Here is a 19,167-nt window from a genome sequence, read left to right on the forward strand (position 1 = left end):
TCGAAAATGATAGATGAAATTGCAAGATACTCAGAAGCTGATTTAGCAGAGTTCAAAGAGCTTATCCTTAAAAAAATTGCTAAAGCACAGGCAGATTTAGATTTGATAAAAAGTGCCTACATGAACGATTTAAATAACGGAACCGATGACACTTCGCCTACATTCAAAGCCTTTGAAGAAGGAAGCGAAACCATGTCTAAAGAAGCTAATTCACAATTAGCAATCCGTCAGGAGAAGTTCATACGCGATTTAAAAAATGCACTTTTCCGTGTTGAAAATAAAACTTACGGAACCTGTAAAGTAACAGGTAAATTAATAAGTAAGGAAAGACTTTTGATAGTTCCACACGCAACAATGAGTATTGAGGCAAAAAATCTACAAAGATAAGCACCTAATTTTTAAATTATTAACGCTCCATTTGGAGCGTTTTTTTTAGAAAATTACATTACATTTGCCACACTAAAATTAGAAAAATGAATTTACGAAGAGCTTACCTCCTTATTTTTATCCTGTTAATTGTCGATCAAATCACCAAAATTTATATTAAAACTAATTTTATCTACGGCGAAAGCGGACAGATAGAAATAACAAGTTGGTTTAAAATACTTTTGATAGAAAACGAAGGAATGGCATGGGGAACTCAAATACCGGGCGAGCACGGGAAATTAATATTAACAATTTTTAGACTTTTTGCAGTAACAGGAATTGGGTATTGGCTTTGGGATTCAGTAGAGAGAAGACACAGTTCTGATTATTTGATTGTTGCTATATCTCTGATATTTGCAGGAGCTTTAGGCAACATCATTGACTCCGTTTTCTATGGGGTTATTTTTGATGACAGCTACAATAATTTGGCAACATTCAATGCCGTAAACCCTTATGGAACTTGGTTTCATGGTAGAGTTGTTGACATGTTGTATTTTCCTTTTTTTGAAACAAATCTGCCAAGTTGGGTTCCTTTTTGGGGCGGAAGCCAGTTTAAATTTTTTAATGCTATTTTTAATATTGCCGATATGGCGATTTCTACAGGTGTAGGAATTCTAATTGTTTTTAATCGAAAAGCATTTCACCATAAGCCTTTTGGTAATTAATGAAATTATTATAAATTCCAATAATTATTGGAACGCAATAATCTTGACAATATTAAAACCGATAAACTTCAATTGGAGTTACACAATAATCCAACCTCACGTCGTTTTCAAAAACATCGTCAATTAAATCTTCTGGGTCAAAGAAGGAAAGCCCAATATTTATGGTTTCCGGCTTGCATTCATTCAAGAATTTATCATAAAACCCTTTGCCATAACCTACTCGATGTCCGGTTTTGTCATAAGCAAGTAACGGCACAAAAACTATATCAATTTTGCTAACAGGAACTTCTCCCGAAGCGTCTTGACCATCAACAGGTTCTGGAATATGGTATTCGTTTTTCTTGATTTTGGTATTATCAGTCAATAGAAAATGAGTCATGTTATGGGTTTCGAAATTACTTTTTGAGACAATTATTTCTTTATCTTTTCCGGAAAGCAAGTGCAAAATAAACTCGGTGTTGACCTCTTTATGTTCCGTGATGGGAAGGAAAATATGGAAATAATTTTTCTCCCAAATAGGAAGTGTCAAAATTTTATTGGCAATAGCCAAACTCATTTTCTCCAATTCACTTTCGGAAAGTAGATTTCGTAAGGATTTGTATTTTAACCGTAACTCTTTTTTATTCATAATAAATTTCAAAAGTTAAAAGTAGTTAAATTCCGAATCTCTTTGTGAATTACTTGTCTTTCGTTCCCACATTTTATTAACTTTGTTACATGCAAAACCCTACGCTCGAACTTCAAATTCAAACTTTACCCGACAGTCCAGGAGTATATCAATATTACGATGCAGCAGGGAAGATATTGTATGTGGGCAAAGCCAAAAACCTAAAAAAAAGAGTTTCGTCTTACTTTAATAAAATTCATGATACGGCCAAAACCAATGTTTTGGTCAAAAAGATTGTTACCATAAAGCACATTGTTGTTGCCACTGAAACCGATGCGCTATTGTTAGAAAACAATCTCATAAAAACGTTAATGCCAAGATATAATGTCTTGTTGCGCGACGACAAAAGTTATCCTTGGATTTGCATCAAAAAAGAACCATTTTCGCGAATATTTTCCACCCGAAGACTAATCAAGGACGGTTCGGAATATTTTGGACCTTATACCAGTTTCAAAACCGTAAGTACGATTTTAGACTTGATAAAAGAGCTCTATCCACTGCGGACTTGCAATTATGATTTGAGCAAAAGCAATATCGAAAGCATGAAATTCAAGGTTTGTCTCGAATATCATATTGGCAATTGCAAAGGTCCATGCGAAGGATTTGAACCCATAGAAAATTACCAAAAACAAGTTGATGCCATTCGTGAAATTCTAAAGGGGAATTTCAAGGAATCCTTAAAGGATTTCAGGAAAGTAATGAATGACTTTGCAACAGCAATGCATTTTGAAGAAGCCCAAAAAATAAAAGAAAAAATACAAATTCTCGAAAATTACCAATCTCGATCTACAATTATAAACCCAAAAATTACCAATCTCGATGTGTTTTCGATAGTTTCGGACGAAAGTGCCGCTTTCGTAAATTTTATGCAAATATCACATGGCTCGATTATTCGTTCCCATACTATGGAAATCAAAAAGAAACTCGACGAAACCGATGTGGAGTTACTCGCGCTAGCAATTGTTGAACTCAGAGAGCGATTTCAATTAGTATCCAAAGAACTTATTGTACCTTTTGATGTTGATCTGGGCGAAAACATCAAAATCACCATTCCACAATTAGGCGACAAAAAGCAAATTCTGGATTTATCCGTTCGCAATGCTAAATATTTTAGAATAGAACAACTAAAACAACTTCAAATTGTAGATCCAGATCGACACGCAAACAGGATTATGGCTCAAATGCAAAAGGATTTGAGACTGCCTGTAGAACCCAGACATATAGAATGTTTTGATAATTCGAACATTCAAGGAACCAATCCAGTTGCAGCATGTGTAGTTTTCAAAGACGGAAAACCGAGCAAAAAAGACTACCGCCATTTCAATATAAAAACCGTTGAAGGACCAGATGATTTTGCCTCAATGACCGAAGTGGTCTATCGTCGCTACAAACGCATGCTCGACGAAAATCAACCTTTACCTCAATTAATAATTATTGACGGCGGAAAAGGACAATTATCATCGGCATTAAAAAGTTTAGATGAATTGGGTTTGAGAGGAAAAATCGCCATTATTGGCATAGCAAAACGGCTAGAAGAGTTGTTTTATCCCGGCGACTCAATCCCATTGTATCTGGATAAAAAGTCAGAAACCTTAAAAGTTATTCAGCAATTGCGCAACGAAGCACATCGTTTTGGAATAACCCATCACCGTGACAAACGCAGTAAATCCGCCCTTAATTCCTCTATGGAAAGCATACCAGGAATTGGCGAAAAAACGATGCTAACTTTAATACAACATTTCAAAAGTGTTAAAAGATTGAAATTAGCTACAGAAAAAGAAGTTTCTGAGGTTGTAGGTGTTTCAAAAGCCAAAAAAATTGCCGACTTTTACAAAACAAATTAGCAAATTTTTTATGAGCCTATTCCAGCTTTCCGATTCAAGCGCTCTGCAAAAAATCTTTTTTTCTAATAAAAAAAAAGGAGCTTCTTTGGTCGCTCTTTTTTTTCAAGAAAAAATGGCTTTTTTACTATCGCGACTTTCCACTACAATCTGGGGCTTTTCGAGTCTTTTAGCTTTTATATTTTGCTTTTTATCTCAAAACAGCTATTCACAAGACACCCTGAAAAAACCGAAGATAGGATTAGTTTTAAGCGGAGGTGGAGCAAAGGGATTTGCACACATTGGCGTTTTAAAAGTACTAGAATCTGCGGGAGTTAAAATTGATTTTATTGGCGGTACAAGTATGGGAGCAGTAGTTGGAGGATTATATGCATCAGGATATAATGCAACTCAAATCGATTCTATTTTTAAAACCATAAATTTCAACGAATTAATAAAAGACTTTATTCCTAGATCCTCGAAGACTTTTTATGAAAAAAAAAATGATGAAGTTTATGCTGTTGTATTGCCATTTAACAAGTTTCATGTAGGAATTCCCGATGCACTATCAAAAGGGATTTATAACTTCAATTTATTAAGCGCACTTACCAGAAACGTTAGACATGTAAGAGATTTCAATAAATTAAAAATTCCCTTTATAGGTATCGCTACAGATATAGAAACTGGCGAAGAGGTTATATTAAACAAAGGTAATTTAGCAACAGCATTAATAGCCAGTTCTGCATTTCCTACTTTGTTCTCACCCGTTGAAATAGAAGGAAAAATTCTAGTCGATGGCGGAGTTGCAAACAATTATCCAATTGAAGCCGTCAGAATTATGGGTGCAGACATCATCATTGGGGTAGATGTTCAAGATGGGTTGTTAGACAAATCAGAACTTAAGAATGCTACTAAAATATTAGGACAAATCACCAACCTTCAATCTATTGAAAAGATGAAGAAAAAAATAAAAGACACGGATATTTATATAAAACCAGACATCAAAAACTATGGAGTAATTTCATTTGACAAAGGAATAGATATTATCAAGAAAGGAGAAGAAGCAGCATTCGCTGTTTATGAACAGATTAAAAAGTATGGAGGTAAAGACAATTCTGTACAAAAAAGGCAACTATGGGTTGATGATAGTCTGCACATAAATTCCATAAGTACAAATAGATTAAAAAACTATACACGTTCCTATATAAAAGGGAAATTGCGTTTTAAGGAAGGTGATAAAATAAGTTATGACGATCTAAAAAACGGAATAAACAACATTAATGCTACTCAAAATTTCAGCACAATCAATTATTTTTTTGATGAAAACGATCAAAAAGACGATTTGAAATTAACTTTAACAGAAAACCTAAACAGAACATTTTTAAAGTTTGGATTGCATTATGATGGTTTATTTAAAAGTGCAATTTTAGTAAATCTTACGCAAAAAAAGACGTTTTTAAAAAATGATATTGCATCTATAGACATAATACTTGGAGATAATTTCAGGTATAATTTTGATTATTATATTGACAATGGATTTTATTGGAGTTTTGGTTTTAAATCACATTACAATCAATTCAACAAGAATGTAACTTCAGAAATAAGTGATTTTAGCAATAATATTCCAGGAATTAGTTCAATAAATATTGACTTTTCGGATTTTACAAATCAAGCCTATTTCCAGTCTTTGTTTGTGCAAAAATTTTTAATAGGTGGCGGTGTTGAATTTAAGCTTTTAAAAATCGCTTCAGAAACGCTGTCAAGTGCTTCCCCTTTAATTGACAAAAGCAGTTATTTAAGTGTTTTTGGATACCTGAAATATGACTCATTAGACAACAAGTATTTTCCCAAAAAAGGATGGTGCTTTTCTGGAGACATACAATCGTATTTATATTCATCAAATTACACAAACGAATTCAATCCCTTTTCAATTGCAAAAGCAGACGTAAGTATAGTAAAAACAGTTTTTAAAAACACCACTGTTAAATTGCAAACTGAAGCCGGATTTACGTTTGGAGATGAAAGTATTCCGTTTTTTAATTTTATACTTGGAGGATACGGGTTCAACAACATAAATAATTTCAAACCTTTTTATGGATATGATTTTTTAAGTATAGCCGGAAACAGTTATTTAAAATCAAGCCTTACTATAGATTATGAGATTTTTAAAAAACAACACATAAATTTTTCTGCAAATTTCGCCAATATAGAAAACAATCTTTTTGAAACTATAGATTGGATATCATTGCCTAAATATTCTGGATATGCACTAGGTTATGGTTTAGAAACTATTGTTGGGCCAATAGAAATAAAACATTCTTGGTCACCAGAAACTTCAAAAGGCTATACTTGGTTCAGTATTGGTTTTTCGTTCTGATTTTAATTTAGTTCAATAAAAATAACGATATTTGCTATTATGAAAGCAATATGGACCGGTTTGTTAGACTATCTTCAATTTCTCATCAAGAGAAATCCGGAGTGATAGCGTTTTTAGCTTTAAAGAAATCTTAAATCTAAATTCAAAAATCTTAAATCTAAATTCAAATGCCACTATATCATAAATTGGGAGATTTCCCTCAAAAAAGACACACACAATTCCAGAAACCCAACGGAAACTTCTATTACGAACAACTCTTTGGTACCGAAGGTTTTCATGGGCATTCATCCTTGCTTTATCATGTACACAGACCAACACAAGTCAAGGAAATTATCAAATCCTATTCGGTTGAACCAAAAATAGCCATTGGCAAAAACATCAAATCATTATTATTAAAAGGCTTTGATTTAAAACCCGAAGAAGATTTTCTGGACAGTCGAAAACCCATGTTGGTCAATAAAGATTGTACCATTGGTCTGGCAGCGCCACAAAAATCATTAACCAATTATTTCTATAAAAATGCCGATGCCGATGAGCTAATTTTCATCCATAAAGGAAGTGGAAAATTGCGCACCATGATGGGTAACATCCCTTTTGAATACGGAGATTACCTCATTATTCCTCGCGGAATGATTTATCAAATAAGTTTTGACACACCCGAAAACAGATTATTTTATGTAGAATCATTTGCGCCATTTTACACACCTAAACGATACAAAAACACATCGGGACAACACCTAGAACATGCACCATTTTGCGAACGCGATTTCAAACTCCCATCCGAGCTTGAAACCCACGACGAAAAAGGAGATTTTCTGATCAAAATAAAAAAAGAAGGCATGATACATGAAGTAGTGTATGCCACACATCCTTTTGATGTCATAGGTTGGGACGGTTATAATTTTCCGTATGGCTTTAGCATTCAAAATTTTGAACCCATAACCGGTCGTGTGCATCAACCGCCACCAGTACATCAAACATTCGAAACGGCGACTTTTGTAGTTTGTTCCTTTTGTCCAAGATTGTACGATTATCATCCAAAAGCAATTCCTGCGCCATACAACCACAGCAATATAGACAGTGATGAGGTTTTGTATTATGTAGATGGCGATTTTATGTCGAGAAATAATATCGAGCAAGGACACATTACTCTGCACCCAAAAGGAATTCCTCATGGTCCAGCACCAGGAGCAATGGAGAGAAGTATTGGTCATACCGAAACTCAAGAATTGGCGGTTATGGTAGATACGTTTCGTCCACTTATGGTAACTCAAGAAGCCATGGGATTGGACGATGGAGAATATTATAAATCTTGGGTAGAATAATTAATCTGAATGTTTTAAAAAGCTTCCAGCCTTTTTAAGGCTGGAAGCTTTGGTTAAATTAAAAAAACTAAATCATGTCAAAAGAAATAAAATCCGTGAACTACGGACTCGAAAAAATATTCGAAGGAGCACAAGATTTCCTTCCATTAATGGGAACAGACTATGTAGAATTCTATGTAGGAAACGCCAAACAAGCTGCACATTTCTACAAAACTGCCTTTGGTTTTCAATCCCATGCCTACTGCGGATTAGAAACAGGATCAAGAGATAAAGTTTCGTATGTTTTAAAACAAGACAAAATCAGGTTGGTATTAACAACTGCATTAACGAGCGACTCACCTGTTGGCGAACATGTAAAAAAGCATGGCGACGGAATCAAAGTAATCGCACTTTGGGTTGAAGATGCGCGAAAATCATTCGAAGAAACCACCAGTCGCGGTGCAAAAGTATATATGGAACCCGTTGTCGAGAAAGACGAATATGGCGAAGTCGTTCGGGCTGGAATTTATACTTATGGAGAAACCGTCCACATGTTCGTAGAACGAAAAAACTATACTGGAGCATTTCTTCCAGGTTTTGTAGCATGGAAATCAGATTATAACCCAACTCCTATTGGACTGAAATACATTGACCATATGGTTGGAAATGTAGGTTGGAACCAAATGAATATTTGGGTAAAATGGTACGAAGAAGTCATGGGATTTGTCAATTTTCTTTCTTTCGACGACAAACAAATTCATACGGAATATTCCGCCTTGATGAGTAAAGTAATGAGCAACGGAAACGGACGTATAAAATTCCCCATCAACGAACCCGCAAAAGGAAACAAACGTTCTCAAATAGAAGAATATTTGGATTTTTATGAAGGCTCAGGAGTGCAACACATTGCCATTGCAACGGATGATATCATTACAACAGTGTCAGAATTAAAAGCCAGAGGAATTGAGTTTCTTTCTGCTCCGCCACACGAATATTATAAAGCTATTCCAGAACGGCTGGGCGTTCACATGGAAATGATGCACGAAGATTTAGCCGTAATCGAGAAACTCGCTATTATGGTTGATGCAGATGAAGATGGTTACTTATTACAAATTTTCACCAAACCTATTGAGGATAGACCAACACTGTTTTTTGAAATTATTCAAAGAATGGGAGCCAAAGGTTTTGGCGCAGGAAACTTTAAAGCCTTGTTTGAGTCTATAGAAAGAGAGCAACAATTGCGAGGAACACTATAAAAGCGCCTTTTTTTTACATTATGCAAAAAAATAACCGACGAACGACAGGTTTGTTTACAAATATTGTGTTAAACTTTATTTTTTGATAACAATAACTAGATTCATTAATTAACTTTGTACTTGTAAATTAGAAAGGGGTGGTTCCCTTAATAGTTTCATATAAATTTCATAATTTATAGTTTTTTTGGTTAGTTAATAGCATAAAAACTCAGTCATTACTTGACTGAGTTTTTTTGTTTTAATACATTTGGAACAAAATTTGTATTTAAGGTTATTTATAAAAATGAAAACATGAAAAAAGTAGTTTTATTAATTCTATTTATCCTTACTGCTGGTTTCAGTTCCCCTAAAGAAGATGCTTTTGAAGTAGGCGAATGGTTTAAATTTCGGATCCATTACGGATTTGTCAACGCTGGATATTCGACAGTTGAGGTAAAAGAAGCTACAATAAAAAGCAAAAAAGTTTTTCATGTAATCGGGAAAGGCTACACTACTGGAATGTCTCGATTTTTTTTCAAAGTAGACGATTTATATGAGAGCTATATTGATAAAGAAACAGGTGTTCCATATCAGTTTGTCAGAAAAATTAATGAAGGTGGTTATACTAAAAATCAAGAAGGATTCTTTAATCAAACAGAAAATAAAATTCTAGTAAAAGATTATAAAAATAAAAGTGAGAAAACATTTATAATTCCAAAAAACACACAAGACATTTTATCTACGTTTTATTATTTGAGGAATTATCCAAATATTGATAAGATGAAGATAGGAGAATCAGTTGCAGTAGACCTGTTTTTTGATGATGAAACCACAAAATTTAAGTTAAAATTTATAGGTCGAGAAGATATTAAAACTAAATTTGGATTAATATCAACCATGATTTTTAGACCATTAGTGCAATCAGGGCGTGTTTTTAAAGAAGAAGAAAGTTTGACTGTATGGATTTCAGATGATGATAATAAATTACCATTACGAATAAAAGCAAGTTTAGCCGTAGGTTCCATAAAAGCTGATTTAGAAGGATTTAAAGGATTAAAATATCCGTTTAAAATAAAAATATAATGAAAATAAAGGATAATTCGGCTGCAATTTTAAAAGAAATTGAGCTAAAATACCAAGCCATAAATCAAAAGACCGAAACCCAACTCGAAGGATTACTTTGGTCAAAACCCATTACTTATTGGGATTATATTCAAACAGATGCGCTATTAAATCTTCAAATTCAGAGAACAGTTTTACCGGACGAGATGATTTTTATTATGTACCATCAAGTCAATGAATTGTTGTTTAAAATGATATTATGGGAAATGAATCAAATTTCGCATCATCAAAATCTTGAAACACCGTTCTTCACCGAAAGGTTAACTCGAATCAGCAGGTATTTTGATATGCTAACCACTTCATTTGATATTATGGGTGACGGAATGGAAGTCGAACAATACCTGAAATTTAGAAATACACTTACACCAGCTAGTGGTTTTCAAAGTGCACAATACAGATTTATTGAATTTGCATCAACGGATTTGATTAATTTAATAGATTATCGTTTTAGAGCAAATATTGACAGAGACACTTCTTTTGAGAATGCTTTTGAACACTTGTATTGGCAAGCCGCAGGAAAAGATCATCAAACGGGTAAAAAATCTTATTTGTTAGAAGAATTTGAAGAAAAATATAAAGCTTCATTTTTAATAAAAATGAAGGAATACAATACTATTAATCTTTGGCAAAAATTCAAGCAGTTACCAGAGTCAGATCAAAAAAACACAGAATTAATTAATGCCATGCGTCATTACGATCATACTGTAAATATTACTTGGGTAATGGGACATTTGAACGCCGCAAGAAAATATATAGACAATGGTAATGGAAACGGTGAAGCAACTGGTGGAAGTGATTGGAAAAAATACATGCACCCAAAATTTCAACGAAGAATATTTTTCCCAGAATTATGGAGTGTCGAGGAATTAAAAAATTGGGGAGAAGAGAAATAGTTTAATTGTCAATAAAAGAACCATCTTTGAAAAAAGCATTCCTACTCCTAATACTATTCTGTATTTTTTCTTGCAAAAAATCAGACGATGAAACAGTTGAAAAAACATTTAAACCATTGCCAAAAGTGGAACAATTCGGGTTTAACTTCAACGATTTTAATATCCAACACGACACCATTGCAAAAGGAGATACTTTTGGGAGTATTATAGAGCATCAAAATATTGGAGACAAAAAAGTATATGACCTCATTGCAAAAGTAAAAGACAGCTTTGATGTAAGAACCGTTAGAATTGGCAAAGCATTTACTTTTTTAAGAACAAAAGATCGTTTAAAAAAACTACAAGTTTTGGTCTATCAACCTGATAGAGCAAACTATTATGTTATAGATTTAAGAGATTCTATCACGGTTTTTAAGAAAACCAGACCCATTACTATAAAGCAACGTACAATTGCCGGTAAACTAGACGGTTCCTTGTCCGAAGCCTTAAATAAACAAGGCGTTGATGCGGCTTTGGCCAATAAATTAACCAAAGTGTATGCCTGGTCAATTGATTTTTTTAAATTAAAAAAGGGCGATAAGTTTGGGATAACATTTACCGAAAGGTATATTGATGACACAATTTATGACGGAGTTGATAGCCTTAAAGCAGCTTTTTTTGAATACAAAGGAAAATTAATTTATGCGTTCCCATTTGCTCAAAACGCAACATCAGGGAAACATGATTATTATGATGATCAAGGAAAAGCACTCAAGAATTTCTTTCTAAAATCGCCCTTGAAGTATGTAAATATCACTTCGCATTTCACTAAAAAAAGATTTCATCCGGTACAACTTATTTGGAAAGCCCACAAAGGAACTGATTATGCTGCGCCAACAGGAACACCCATCATGACAACGGCATCTGGTATTGTTGAACAGACAGGCTATTCCGCCGGAAACGGAAATTTTGTAAAAGTAAAACACGATAGAACATACGCTACACAATATTTACACATGTCAAAAATTCTAGTTCGCAGAGGTCAGAGAGTCAATCAAGGAAGCGTTATTGGCAAAGTAGGAAGTACTGGACTTGCAACTGGACCACATGTATGCTATAGATTCTGGAAAAACGGTGTTCAAGTTGATGCTTTAAGATTAAAACTGCCCAATTCTCAGCCCATGGACAGAAATAATTTACCTCGATTTATGACACAGATGAAACCTTTAAAACGAACATTAGACAGTGTTGCAAAATTGTAAATCAAACTTTAATTTATTTTATAGTTTCCAACCATGTTTTTGGCTGCAAACCATAAATGTTAATTTTACAAACTAAAAGTGTAAATTTGCATTTTTAAAAATAAATTTCAAAATGGCTTTACAAAATACAAATCCCACAACTACCGCTGCATGGCAAAAACTCGAGAAACATTTTCACGAAATGAAAAACGTTTCCATGTCTGCAATGTTTAATGACGATAACACTAGAACTGCAAAATTTCATTTTCAATGGAATGATTTTTTGATCGATTATTCTAAAAATATCATTAACCAAGGCACCATGGATTTGTTGCTTGAATTGGCAAATGAATTGGATTTAAAAGACGCGATTAATCAATATTTTCAAGGAGATATTATAAATCAAACAGAGAACAGAGCCGTTTTGCATACCGCTTTGCGAGCAAAATCAACTTCAAATATAAAAATTGATGGTGAAAATGTTATTCCAGAAATTTATGCTGTAAAAAGCAAAATAAAAAACTTCACAAACGAAATTGTAAACGGAGATCGAAAAGGATTTACAGGCAAATCGTTTACCGATATAGTAAATATTGGAATTGGAGGTTCAGACCTTGGACCAGCAATGGTTGTAGAAGGGTTGCAATTTTATAAAAACCATTTGAATGTTCATTTTGTGTCTAATGTTGATGGCGATCATGTTAACGAAATCATCAAGAAATTAAATCCAGAAACGACGCTTTTTGTTATTGTTTCTAAAACATTTACCACACAAGAAACATTAACAAATTCAGAAACTATTAGGACTTGGTTTCTCAAATCAGCTTCACAAGAAGATGTAGCCAAACATTTTGTTGCCGTTTCTACAAATATTCATAAGGTAACCGAGTTTGGCATAAATCCAGATAATATTTTTCCAATGTGGGATTGGGTTGGAGGAAGATTTTCACTCTGGAGCGCAGTAGGACTATCAATAAGTTTAGCAGTAGGATTTGATAATTTTGACGAATTATTAGTGGGAGCAAACGAAATGGACGAGCATTTCAAAACTGCCGATTTCGATAAAAATATACCCGTAGTTTTGGCCTTATTGAGCATTTGGTACAATAATTTTTTTGGTGCCGAAAGTGAAGCTTTAATTCCATATACTCAATATTTACAAAAACTCGCGCCGTATTTGCAGCAAGGCATCATGGAAAGTAATGGTAAGAGCGTTGGGCGTGACGGAAAAACAGTAAATTATCAAACAGGAACTATTATTTGGGGTGAACCAGGAACAAACTCTCAACATGCTTTTTTCCAATTGATTCATCAAGGGACAAAGTTGATTCCTACCGATTTTATTGGCTTTGTAAAACCATTACACGGCAACGAAGATCATCACAACAAATTAATGTCTAATTTTTTTGCTCAAACCGAAGCCTTATTGCACGGAAAAACTGCAGAACAAGTTCAAGCTGAATTTGACAAACAAGGACTTTCTAAAGATAAAGCTGAGTTTCTGTTACCATTCAAAGTGTTTTCTGGAAACAAACCTACAAATACAGTTCTAATTCAAAAATTGACACCTAAAACACTAGGTTCTTTGGTTGCATTATACGAACACAAGATTTTTGTACAAGGAATTATTTGGAATATTTTTAGTTACGATCAATGGGGAGTTGAACTTGGTAAACAATTAGCCAATTCAATTTTAGACGAAATACAGGCTAAAAATGTAAACAATCACGACAGCTCTACGCAATTCTTATTAAAACATTATTTGAACAACAAGTAATTTAGAGTACAATCTTACATTTATTCTAATTTTCTATCACAATAATAATACTTTAAAAAAAACTATTTATTTGATTACCAATAATTTAAAATCTATTGCATGAAGATTTATTAACAAATACATGTATTTATTAACTATAACACATTAAAAACATCTTTCTTAACATTTTCTTAACACTTTTTGTAATTAAATGTTAGAATTTTGCCAAAAATAAATAAACTAAAAAAAATGAAGACAATGAAAAATTGGTTACTCTCTGGATTACTGTTTTTGATAGTAACAACTGTATTCTCGCAAGGAAAAATTACTGGAACTATTACTGACGGTCAAGGATCTTTACCTGGCGCTAACGTTGCTATTAAAGGAACTACAATTGGAGCTACTACAGATTTTGACGGAAAATTTTCTATTAATGCTACAACAAACTCTGGTGTAATAGTGATTACTTATTTAGGTTACGAAACCAAAACAATAAGTTTTACAGTTTCTGGAACACAAGATTTAGGAGCAATTGCTTTAACTTCAAATTCAAACGAATTAGAAGAGGTTGTTGTAAAAAGTACCGTAATTGATATTGCAAAAGAAAGAAAAACACCTGTTGCCGTCTCAACTATTAGAGCTGCGGAAATTCAAGAAAAATTAGGATCACAAGAATTCCCAGAAATTTTAAAAAACACACCTTCTGTATATGCTACAAAAGCAGGTGGTGGTTTTGGAGACTCTAGAATCAACATTCGTGGTTTTGATCAACGAAACATTGCTGTGATGATAAATGGAGTTCCAGTGAACGACATGGAAAACGGAGCCGTTTTCTGGAGTAACTGGGCTGGATTGTCTGATGTTACAACTTTCATGCAAGTACAAAGAGGTTTAGGATCTTCAAAATTAGCTATTGCATCAGTTGGAGGAACCATTAACGTAGTAACAAAAACTACTGACAAAAAGCAAGGTGGAACAGTAGGTACATCTATAGGTAATTCAGGATATTTAAAATCCCAAGCTTCGTATTCAACAGGGTTATTAGCAAATGGATTATCAATGTCAGTTTTATTTAGCCAAACTCAAGGAGATGGTTATATTGATGGTACAGGATTTAAAGGGAATAATTATTTTATTGGAGTGGGTTATGCTTCAAAAAATAAAAAGCATGATTTTCAATTAACAGTAACTGGAGCGCCACAATGGCACAATCAAAGATCAGCTGCACCTACTCTAGCAACGTATTTATTATACGGAAAAGACGGAGCACCTAATACAAGATACAACTCGGATTGGGGTTACTTGGATGGTCAAGAATTCAGCATGAGAAGAAATTTTTATCATAAACCTATAGCTTCAATCAACTGGGATTGGAGAATAAACGAGACTACAAAAATATCTACCGTACTTTATGCATCAAAAGGGCGTGGAGCAGGTTCTAATGGAACAGGAGGAATTAGAGGTTCAAATTATTTGAGCTCAAATTTTAGAACAGCAACGGGTTTAGTAGACTTTGACAAAATTGCAGCTTACAATGCAGGTACACCAGTTTATATTGCTGGAGTTCTAAGAACAAGAACAAAAGTTGGAGGCCAATTTGAAAACGGTTCAACTTCTGGGTCTTCAACCACTTCAACTTCTGGAATTTCTAGAATCAATTCGGTTAATTCGCACGATTGGTATGGTGCGGTAATTGGATTAAATAAAAAATTAGGAGAACATTTGACTTTGGATTTTGGACTTGACGCAAGAACCTACAAAGGGTTGCACTATCAAAATGTAAATAGTTTATTAGGAGGTCAAGTTTTTAAAGACAACACAGATGTAAACAATCCAAACCGTTTTCTTACAGGAACATATCCAGCAAGTCCTTCTTGGAATCCTTTTTATAACACAAACCTTGAAGAAAAAATCACTTTTAACAATGATGGACTTGTTAGATGGTATGGAGCATTTACGCAATTAGAATATTCAACTGAAAAATTAACAGCTTTCATACAAGGATCAGTTTCGCAACAAGGATTTAAAAGAGTTGATTATTTTAAATATTTAGCATCAAATCCTTTGTCTGAAACAGATTATGAAAACCTTTTAGGAGGAAATATAAAAGGGGGATTAAATTACAATATCAACGAACACCACAATGTGTTTGTAAATTCAGGATATTATTCTAAACAACCTTTCTTTAACGCGGTTTACCCAAATAACGGTTCTGTTGTAGGTAAAAATTTGGTAAATGAAACCATTATTGGTTTTGAAGCAGGATACGGTTTTAAATCTAGAAACTTTACAGCTAATTTGAATGCGTATCAAACTACTTGGAAAGATAGATATCAGAGACAAACAGATATAGCTGCAGATAATCCCGGAGGTTATTATGATTTTACTGGAATTAATGAAGTACACGAAGGAGTTGAATTTGAAGCAAGTTTAAATGTTACAGAGAAATTCAAATTAAGAGGATCAGCTTCAGTAGGAGATTGGAAATATAATGGGAACAGTGTGAGCAATAGATTTGATGCACAAAACGAACCTTTTGCAGGTGGAACGATTAGAACATTGTATTTACAAGATGTAAAAGTGGGCGATGCTGCACAAACTACTGCTTCATTTGGGGCATCTTATCAGGTATCAGGAAGAGCAAAAATTGATGCAAACTTTAATTATTACGATAAATTATACGCGCTTATTTTCCCTAATAATTTTGATTCACCAACAAATAAAGGTTCTTTAGAATTACCTTCTTATAATCTAGTTGATGCTGGATTTACTTATAAATTGCCAGTTGGGAAAAATGATTCAAATTCAATTAATTTTAGATTAAATGTGAACAACCTTTTTGACACGGTTTACATTGCGGAATCTAGAGATAATATTTTTGCAGACGATAATGTAAGTAGCACAAATCCACTTCTTGGAACATACGCTTCAAACAACAGACTTTATAAAGGAGTTGCAGACGCAAACAGAGTATTCTTTGGTTATGGAAGAACTTGGAACTTTAGTTTAAACTATAAGTTCTAAAAGTAACCATTTAAATATAAAAACGGCATCACTTCAATGTAGATGCCGTTTTTTTTATGTCTTTTTTTGTTTATATTTGTTTAAACTAAAACTTAATATATGTACGATTTTATTCAAAAATTCCATTCTGGTTGGGCATACGTAGCACTGTTGTTATTAATAATTGGAGTGGCTAATTCCTTATTTGGAATGTTTTCTAAAAAAGAGTTTACGACCAGAGATAGAAAAATTGTACTCTTTGGTTTGATAGCAACACACATTCAATTATTAGCAGGATTGATACTCTATTTTGTTTCTCCATTAGGTCTAGCATCACTCGGGCAAATGGCTGACAAAGCATTAAGATTGACTTCATTAGAACATCCGTTAATCAATATTATTGCAATTGTACTTATTACAATTGGTTGGTCTAAACACAAAAAACAAGTAACAAGCGAGTCAAAATTCAAAACCTTGTCTCTATTTTATGGTTTGGGATTGCTGTTTATTTTGAGTAGAATTCCATGGAAAATGTGGTTGTAAGCAAAGTGTAAAGTCCTAGAAATGGGACTTTTTTAGTTAAGGTATGGTTTTTGTAAAATAGAGTTCAACAAAAATTTTTAAAATGAAAAGAGCAATATCATTATTTTTTTTAGTAGCTATAATAAGTTTAGGTTTAAGTCAAAACGCTAGTGTAACTAAACAAAACGCACCACTCCAAAAAGATACACTCAAAAAAAACAAAAATGTACTGTTTCAAAATGAGTTTCAATTAGACAGTTTATTTACAGGCAACGAAAAATTAAAATTGTTCAAGAAAGCAGCACATGCATCTTATTATGCAGACAAATTTCACGGTAAAAAGACCGCAAGTGGTAAAAAGTTTGACATGAATAAATACACTGCTGCTCACAAAAAATTACCTTTTGGAACAAAAGTAAAAGTAACCAATGAAGCCAACGGAAAATCAGTAATTGTAGAAGTTACAGATAGAGGTCCATTTGTAAAATCAAGAGAAATAGACTTGTCAAAAAAAGCTTTTATGGAAATAACCAAAAACACCAAATCCGGAATGATGTTGGTAACACTCGAAGTCGTTTTAGAATAAATTTTACCAGTTCTTATAAGGGTTTATACTTAAATAGGCATTATAATAACGGGAATCTGTTGTAACTTCTTTCCCCAACCAATCCGGTTTATCGAACGGTTCATTTTCAGAATTAAGTTCTATTTCTGCAATAATTAACCCATCGTTCTCGCCATAAAACTCATCGATTTCAAACACGTGATTGCAGACTTTTACTTCAAAACGTGTTTTATCAATAATTCCTTTCTCGCAAAGTAGCAATAAGTTTTTAGCGTCATCAAACGGAATTTCCTTTTCCCATTCAAACCGTGACATGCCAGAATTATTAGAAACCCCTTTTACAGTCAAGAAACCCTTACCGCTTTTTATTCGCACACGAACTGTTCGCTCAGGAACAGTACTCAAATACCCCTGTGTAATTCGGTTTTGAGTGTAAGCTTCATTTTTGAAAGCATCAGAGGTTACGAGAAATTTTCTTTCTATTTCTATCATTTTTTTGAAGCTTTATCCAGCTTTTCGCTTCAATCTTTTATCACGCAAAAAAGCGTGAGAAAAGGATTTCTACTGCAATCTGGGATAGTTACAATTTCAAATGTATAAAAAATCTTTGGCTATCTCATACTAATAATTTTCATAAATTTGTTTTATGCCAGAATCGAATTCCTTAAGAAAAATTATCCACATCGATATGGATGCTTTTTACGCATCGGTGGAACAATTAGACAATCCAGTATTGCGAGGAAAACCAGTGGCTGTAGGTGGAGAAGAAAATCGAGGCGTTGTCGCTGCTGCAAGTTACGAGGCACGAAAATTTGGTGTTCGTTCTGCCATAAGTGGCGTTCTTGCTAGAAAAAATTGTCCAGAACTTATTTTTGTAAAACCACGATTTGACCGCTACAAAGAAATTTCCAACAAAATAAGAAAAATATTCTACGAATATACCGATTTAGTCGAACCACTTTCGCTCGACGAAGCCTATCTTGATGTAACTCAAAACAAAAAAGGGAATCCGAGTGCCACTTTATTAGCACAAGAAATCCGACTGAGAGTTCTAAATGAAACCGGTTTAACTGCTTCGGCTGGAATATCAATTAATAAATTTGTGGCTAAAATCGCTAGTGATTACAACAAACCCAACGGTCAAAAAACGGTAAATCCAGATGAAGTAATTTCTTTTTTAGAAGTATTGCCCATTCGAAAATTTTATGGTGTGGGAAAAGTCACCACCGAAAAAATGTATCAACTAGGAATTTTTACCGGATTAGATTTAAAAAGTAAATCGGTTGAATTTCTGGAGAAACATTTTGGCAAGTCAGGAAATTTCTATTATAATGTGGTTCGTGGCATTCACAACAGCGAAGTCAAATCGGACCGAATTACAAAATCAGTAGCGGCAGAACACACTTTTGATGTCAATTTATCTTCCGAAATTTTTATGATGGAGCAACTAAAAAACATTGCAATTTCATTAGAAAAAAGATTAAAAAAACATCAAATAGCAGGCAAAACTGTCACGCTAAAAATAAAATACAGTGATTTTACGCAACAAACACGGAGCAAAACCGTTCCGTATTTTATAGCTAACAAAGGAA

Annotated in this window: 16 protein-coding genes; 14 read left to right on the top strand and 2 right to left on the bottom strand. The window is 33.6% G+C overall.

Annotation, left to right across the window (positions count from 1 at the left end; all coding sequences use genetic code 11):
* The first annotated feature begins 6 nt into the window (after positions 1-6).
* Together RMO53_RS05465 and RMO53_RS05470 are read left to right on the top strand one after the other, a co-directional pair.
* The gene (locus tag RMO53_RS05465) at positions 7-387 is read left to right on the top strand and encodes a TraR/DksA C4-type zinc finger protein (RefSeq protein WP_310378770.1); all 381 of its coding nucleotides are present in this window, start codon (positions 7-9) and stop codon (positions 385-387) included.
* Positions 388-473: 86 nt separating this feature from the next.
* Entirely contained in the window at positions 474-1,091 is a 618-nt protein-coding gene (locus RMO53_RS05470) for a lipoprotein signal peptidase (RefSeq protein WP_310378771.1), read from the top strand.
* A gap of 52 nt (positions 1,092-1,143) precedes the next feature.
* Here RMO53_RS05470 and RMO53_RS05475 read toward each other — a convergent pair whose 3' ends face one another.
* The gene (locus RMO53_RS05475) at positions 1,144-1,719 is read right to left on the bottom strand and encodes a 5-formyltetrahydrofolate cyclo-ligase (protein WP_310378772.1); all 576 of its coding nucleotides are present in this window, start codon (positions 1,717-1,719) and stop codon (positions 1,144-1,146) included.
* An 89-nt stretch (positions 1,720-1,808) separates the two neighbouring features.
* Here RMO53_RS05475 and uvrC point away from each other — a divergent pair, with 89 nt between their 5' ends.
* From uvrC to RMO53_RS05530, 11 genes are all read left to right on the top strand, one after another.
* A complete protein-coding gene (gene uvrC, locus RMO53_RS05480) occupies positions 1,809-3,602 on the top strand; it encodes an excinuclease ABC subunit UvrC (protein WP_310378774.1) in 1,794 nt (597 codons plus the stop codon).
* A gap of 112 nt (positions 3,603-3,714) precedes the next feature.
* On the top strand, positions 3,715-5,955 hold the full coding sequence (locus RMO53_RS05485) for a patatin-like phospholipase family protein (RefSeq protein WP_310378775.1): 2,241 nt from the start codon (positions 3,715-3,717) through the stop codon (positions 5,953-5,955).
* A 167-nt stretch (positions 5,956-6,122) separates the two neighbouring features.
* Positions 6,123-7,280: a homogentisate 1,2-dioxygenase gene (locus tag RMO53_RS05490; RefSeq protein ID WP_310378777.1), complete on the top strand. Its 1,158-nt coding sequence runs from the start codon at positions 6,123-6,125 to the stop codon at positions 7,278-7,280.
* 74 nt (positions 7,281-7,354) lie between these two features.
* Positions 7,355-8,515, top strand: a complete 1,161-nt coding sequence (hppD, locus tag RMO53_RS05495) for a 4-hydroxyphenylpyruvate dioxygenase (RefSeq protein WP_310378778.1) — start codon at positions 7,355-7,357, stop codon at positions 8,513-8,515.
* Between the two features lie 291 nt (positions 8,516-8,806).
* Entirely contained in the window at positions 8,807-9,577 is a 771-nt protein-coding gene (locus tag RMO53_RS05500) for a DUF3108 domain-containing protein (RefSeq protein ID WP_310378780.1), read from the top strand.
* On the top strand, positions 9,577-10,509 hold the full coding sequence (locus RMO53_RS05505; protein WP_310378782.1) for a tryptophan 2,3-dioxygenase family protein: 933 nt from the start codon (positions 9,577-9,579) through the stop codon (positions 10,507-10,509). Before RMO53_RS05500 ends, RMO53_RS05505 begins: the two co-directional genes overlap by 1 nt.
* Positions 10,510-10,535: 26 nt before the next feature.
* On the top strand, positions 10,536-11,750 hold the full coding sequence (locus RMO53_RS05510; protein WP_310378784.1) for a peptidoglycan DD-metalloendopeptidase family protein: 1,215 nt from the start codon (positions 10,536-10,538) through the stop codon (positions 11,748-11,750).
* Positions 11,751-11,862: 112 nt separating this feature from the next.
* Positions 11,863-13,506, top strand: a complete 1,644-nt coding sequence (gene pgi, locus RMO53_RS05515; protein WP_310378786.1) for a glucose-6-phosphate isomerase — start codon at positions 11,863-11,865, stop codon at positions 13,504-13,506.
* 228 nt (positions 13,507-13,734) lie between these two features.
* The gene (locus RMO53_RS05520; RefSeq protein WP_310378788.1) at positions 13,735-16,509 is read left to right on the top strand and encodes a TonB-dependent receptor domain-containing protein; all 2,775 of its coding nucleotides are present in this window, start codon (positions 13,735-13,737) and stop codon (positions 16,507-16,509) included.
* A 99-nt stretch (positions 16,510-16,608) separates the two neighbouring features.
* The gene (locus RMO53_RS05525; RefSeq protein WP_310378789.1) at positions 16,609-17,031 is read left to right on the top strand and encodes a hypothetical protein; all 423 of its coding nucleotides are present in this window, start codon (positions 16,609-16,611) and stop codon (positions 17,029-17,031) included.
* A gap of 82 nt (positions 17,032-17,113) precedes the next feature.
* On the top strand, positions 17,114-17,596 hold the full coding sequence (locus RMO53_RS05530) for a septal ring lytic transglycosylase RlpA family protein (RefSeq protein WP_310378791.1): 483 nt from the start codon (positions 17,114-17,116) through the stop codon (positions 17,594-17,596).
* Positions 17,597-17,599: 3 nt separating this feature from the next.
* On the opposite strand, the gene RMO53_RS05535 is transcribed toward RMO53_RS05530, so the two are convergent.
* The gene (locus RMO53_RS05535) at positions 17,600-18,067 is read right to left on the bottom strand and encodes a CYTH domain-containing protein (protein WP_310378793.1); all 468 of its coding nucleotides are present in this window, start codon (positions 18,065-18,067) and stop codon (positions 17,600-17,602) included.
* A 154-nt stretch (positions 18,068-18,221) separates the two neighbouring features.
* Between RMO53_RS05535 and dinB the strand changes: the two genes are divergently transcribed.
* On the top strand, positions 18,222-19,167 hold a 946-nt coding region (dinB, locus tag RMO53_RS05540), incomplete at its 3' end, for a DNA polymerase IV (RefSeq protein ID WP_310378795.1).

The sequence above is a fragment of the Flavobacterium sp. genome (genome assembly GCF_031409475.1).
In the GTDB taxonomy this organism is placed as follows: domain Bacteria; phylum Bacteroidota; class Bacteroidia; order Flavobacteriales; family Flavobacteriaceae; genus Flavobacterium.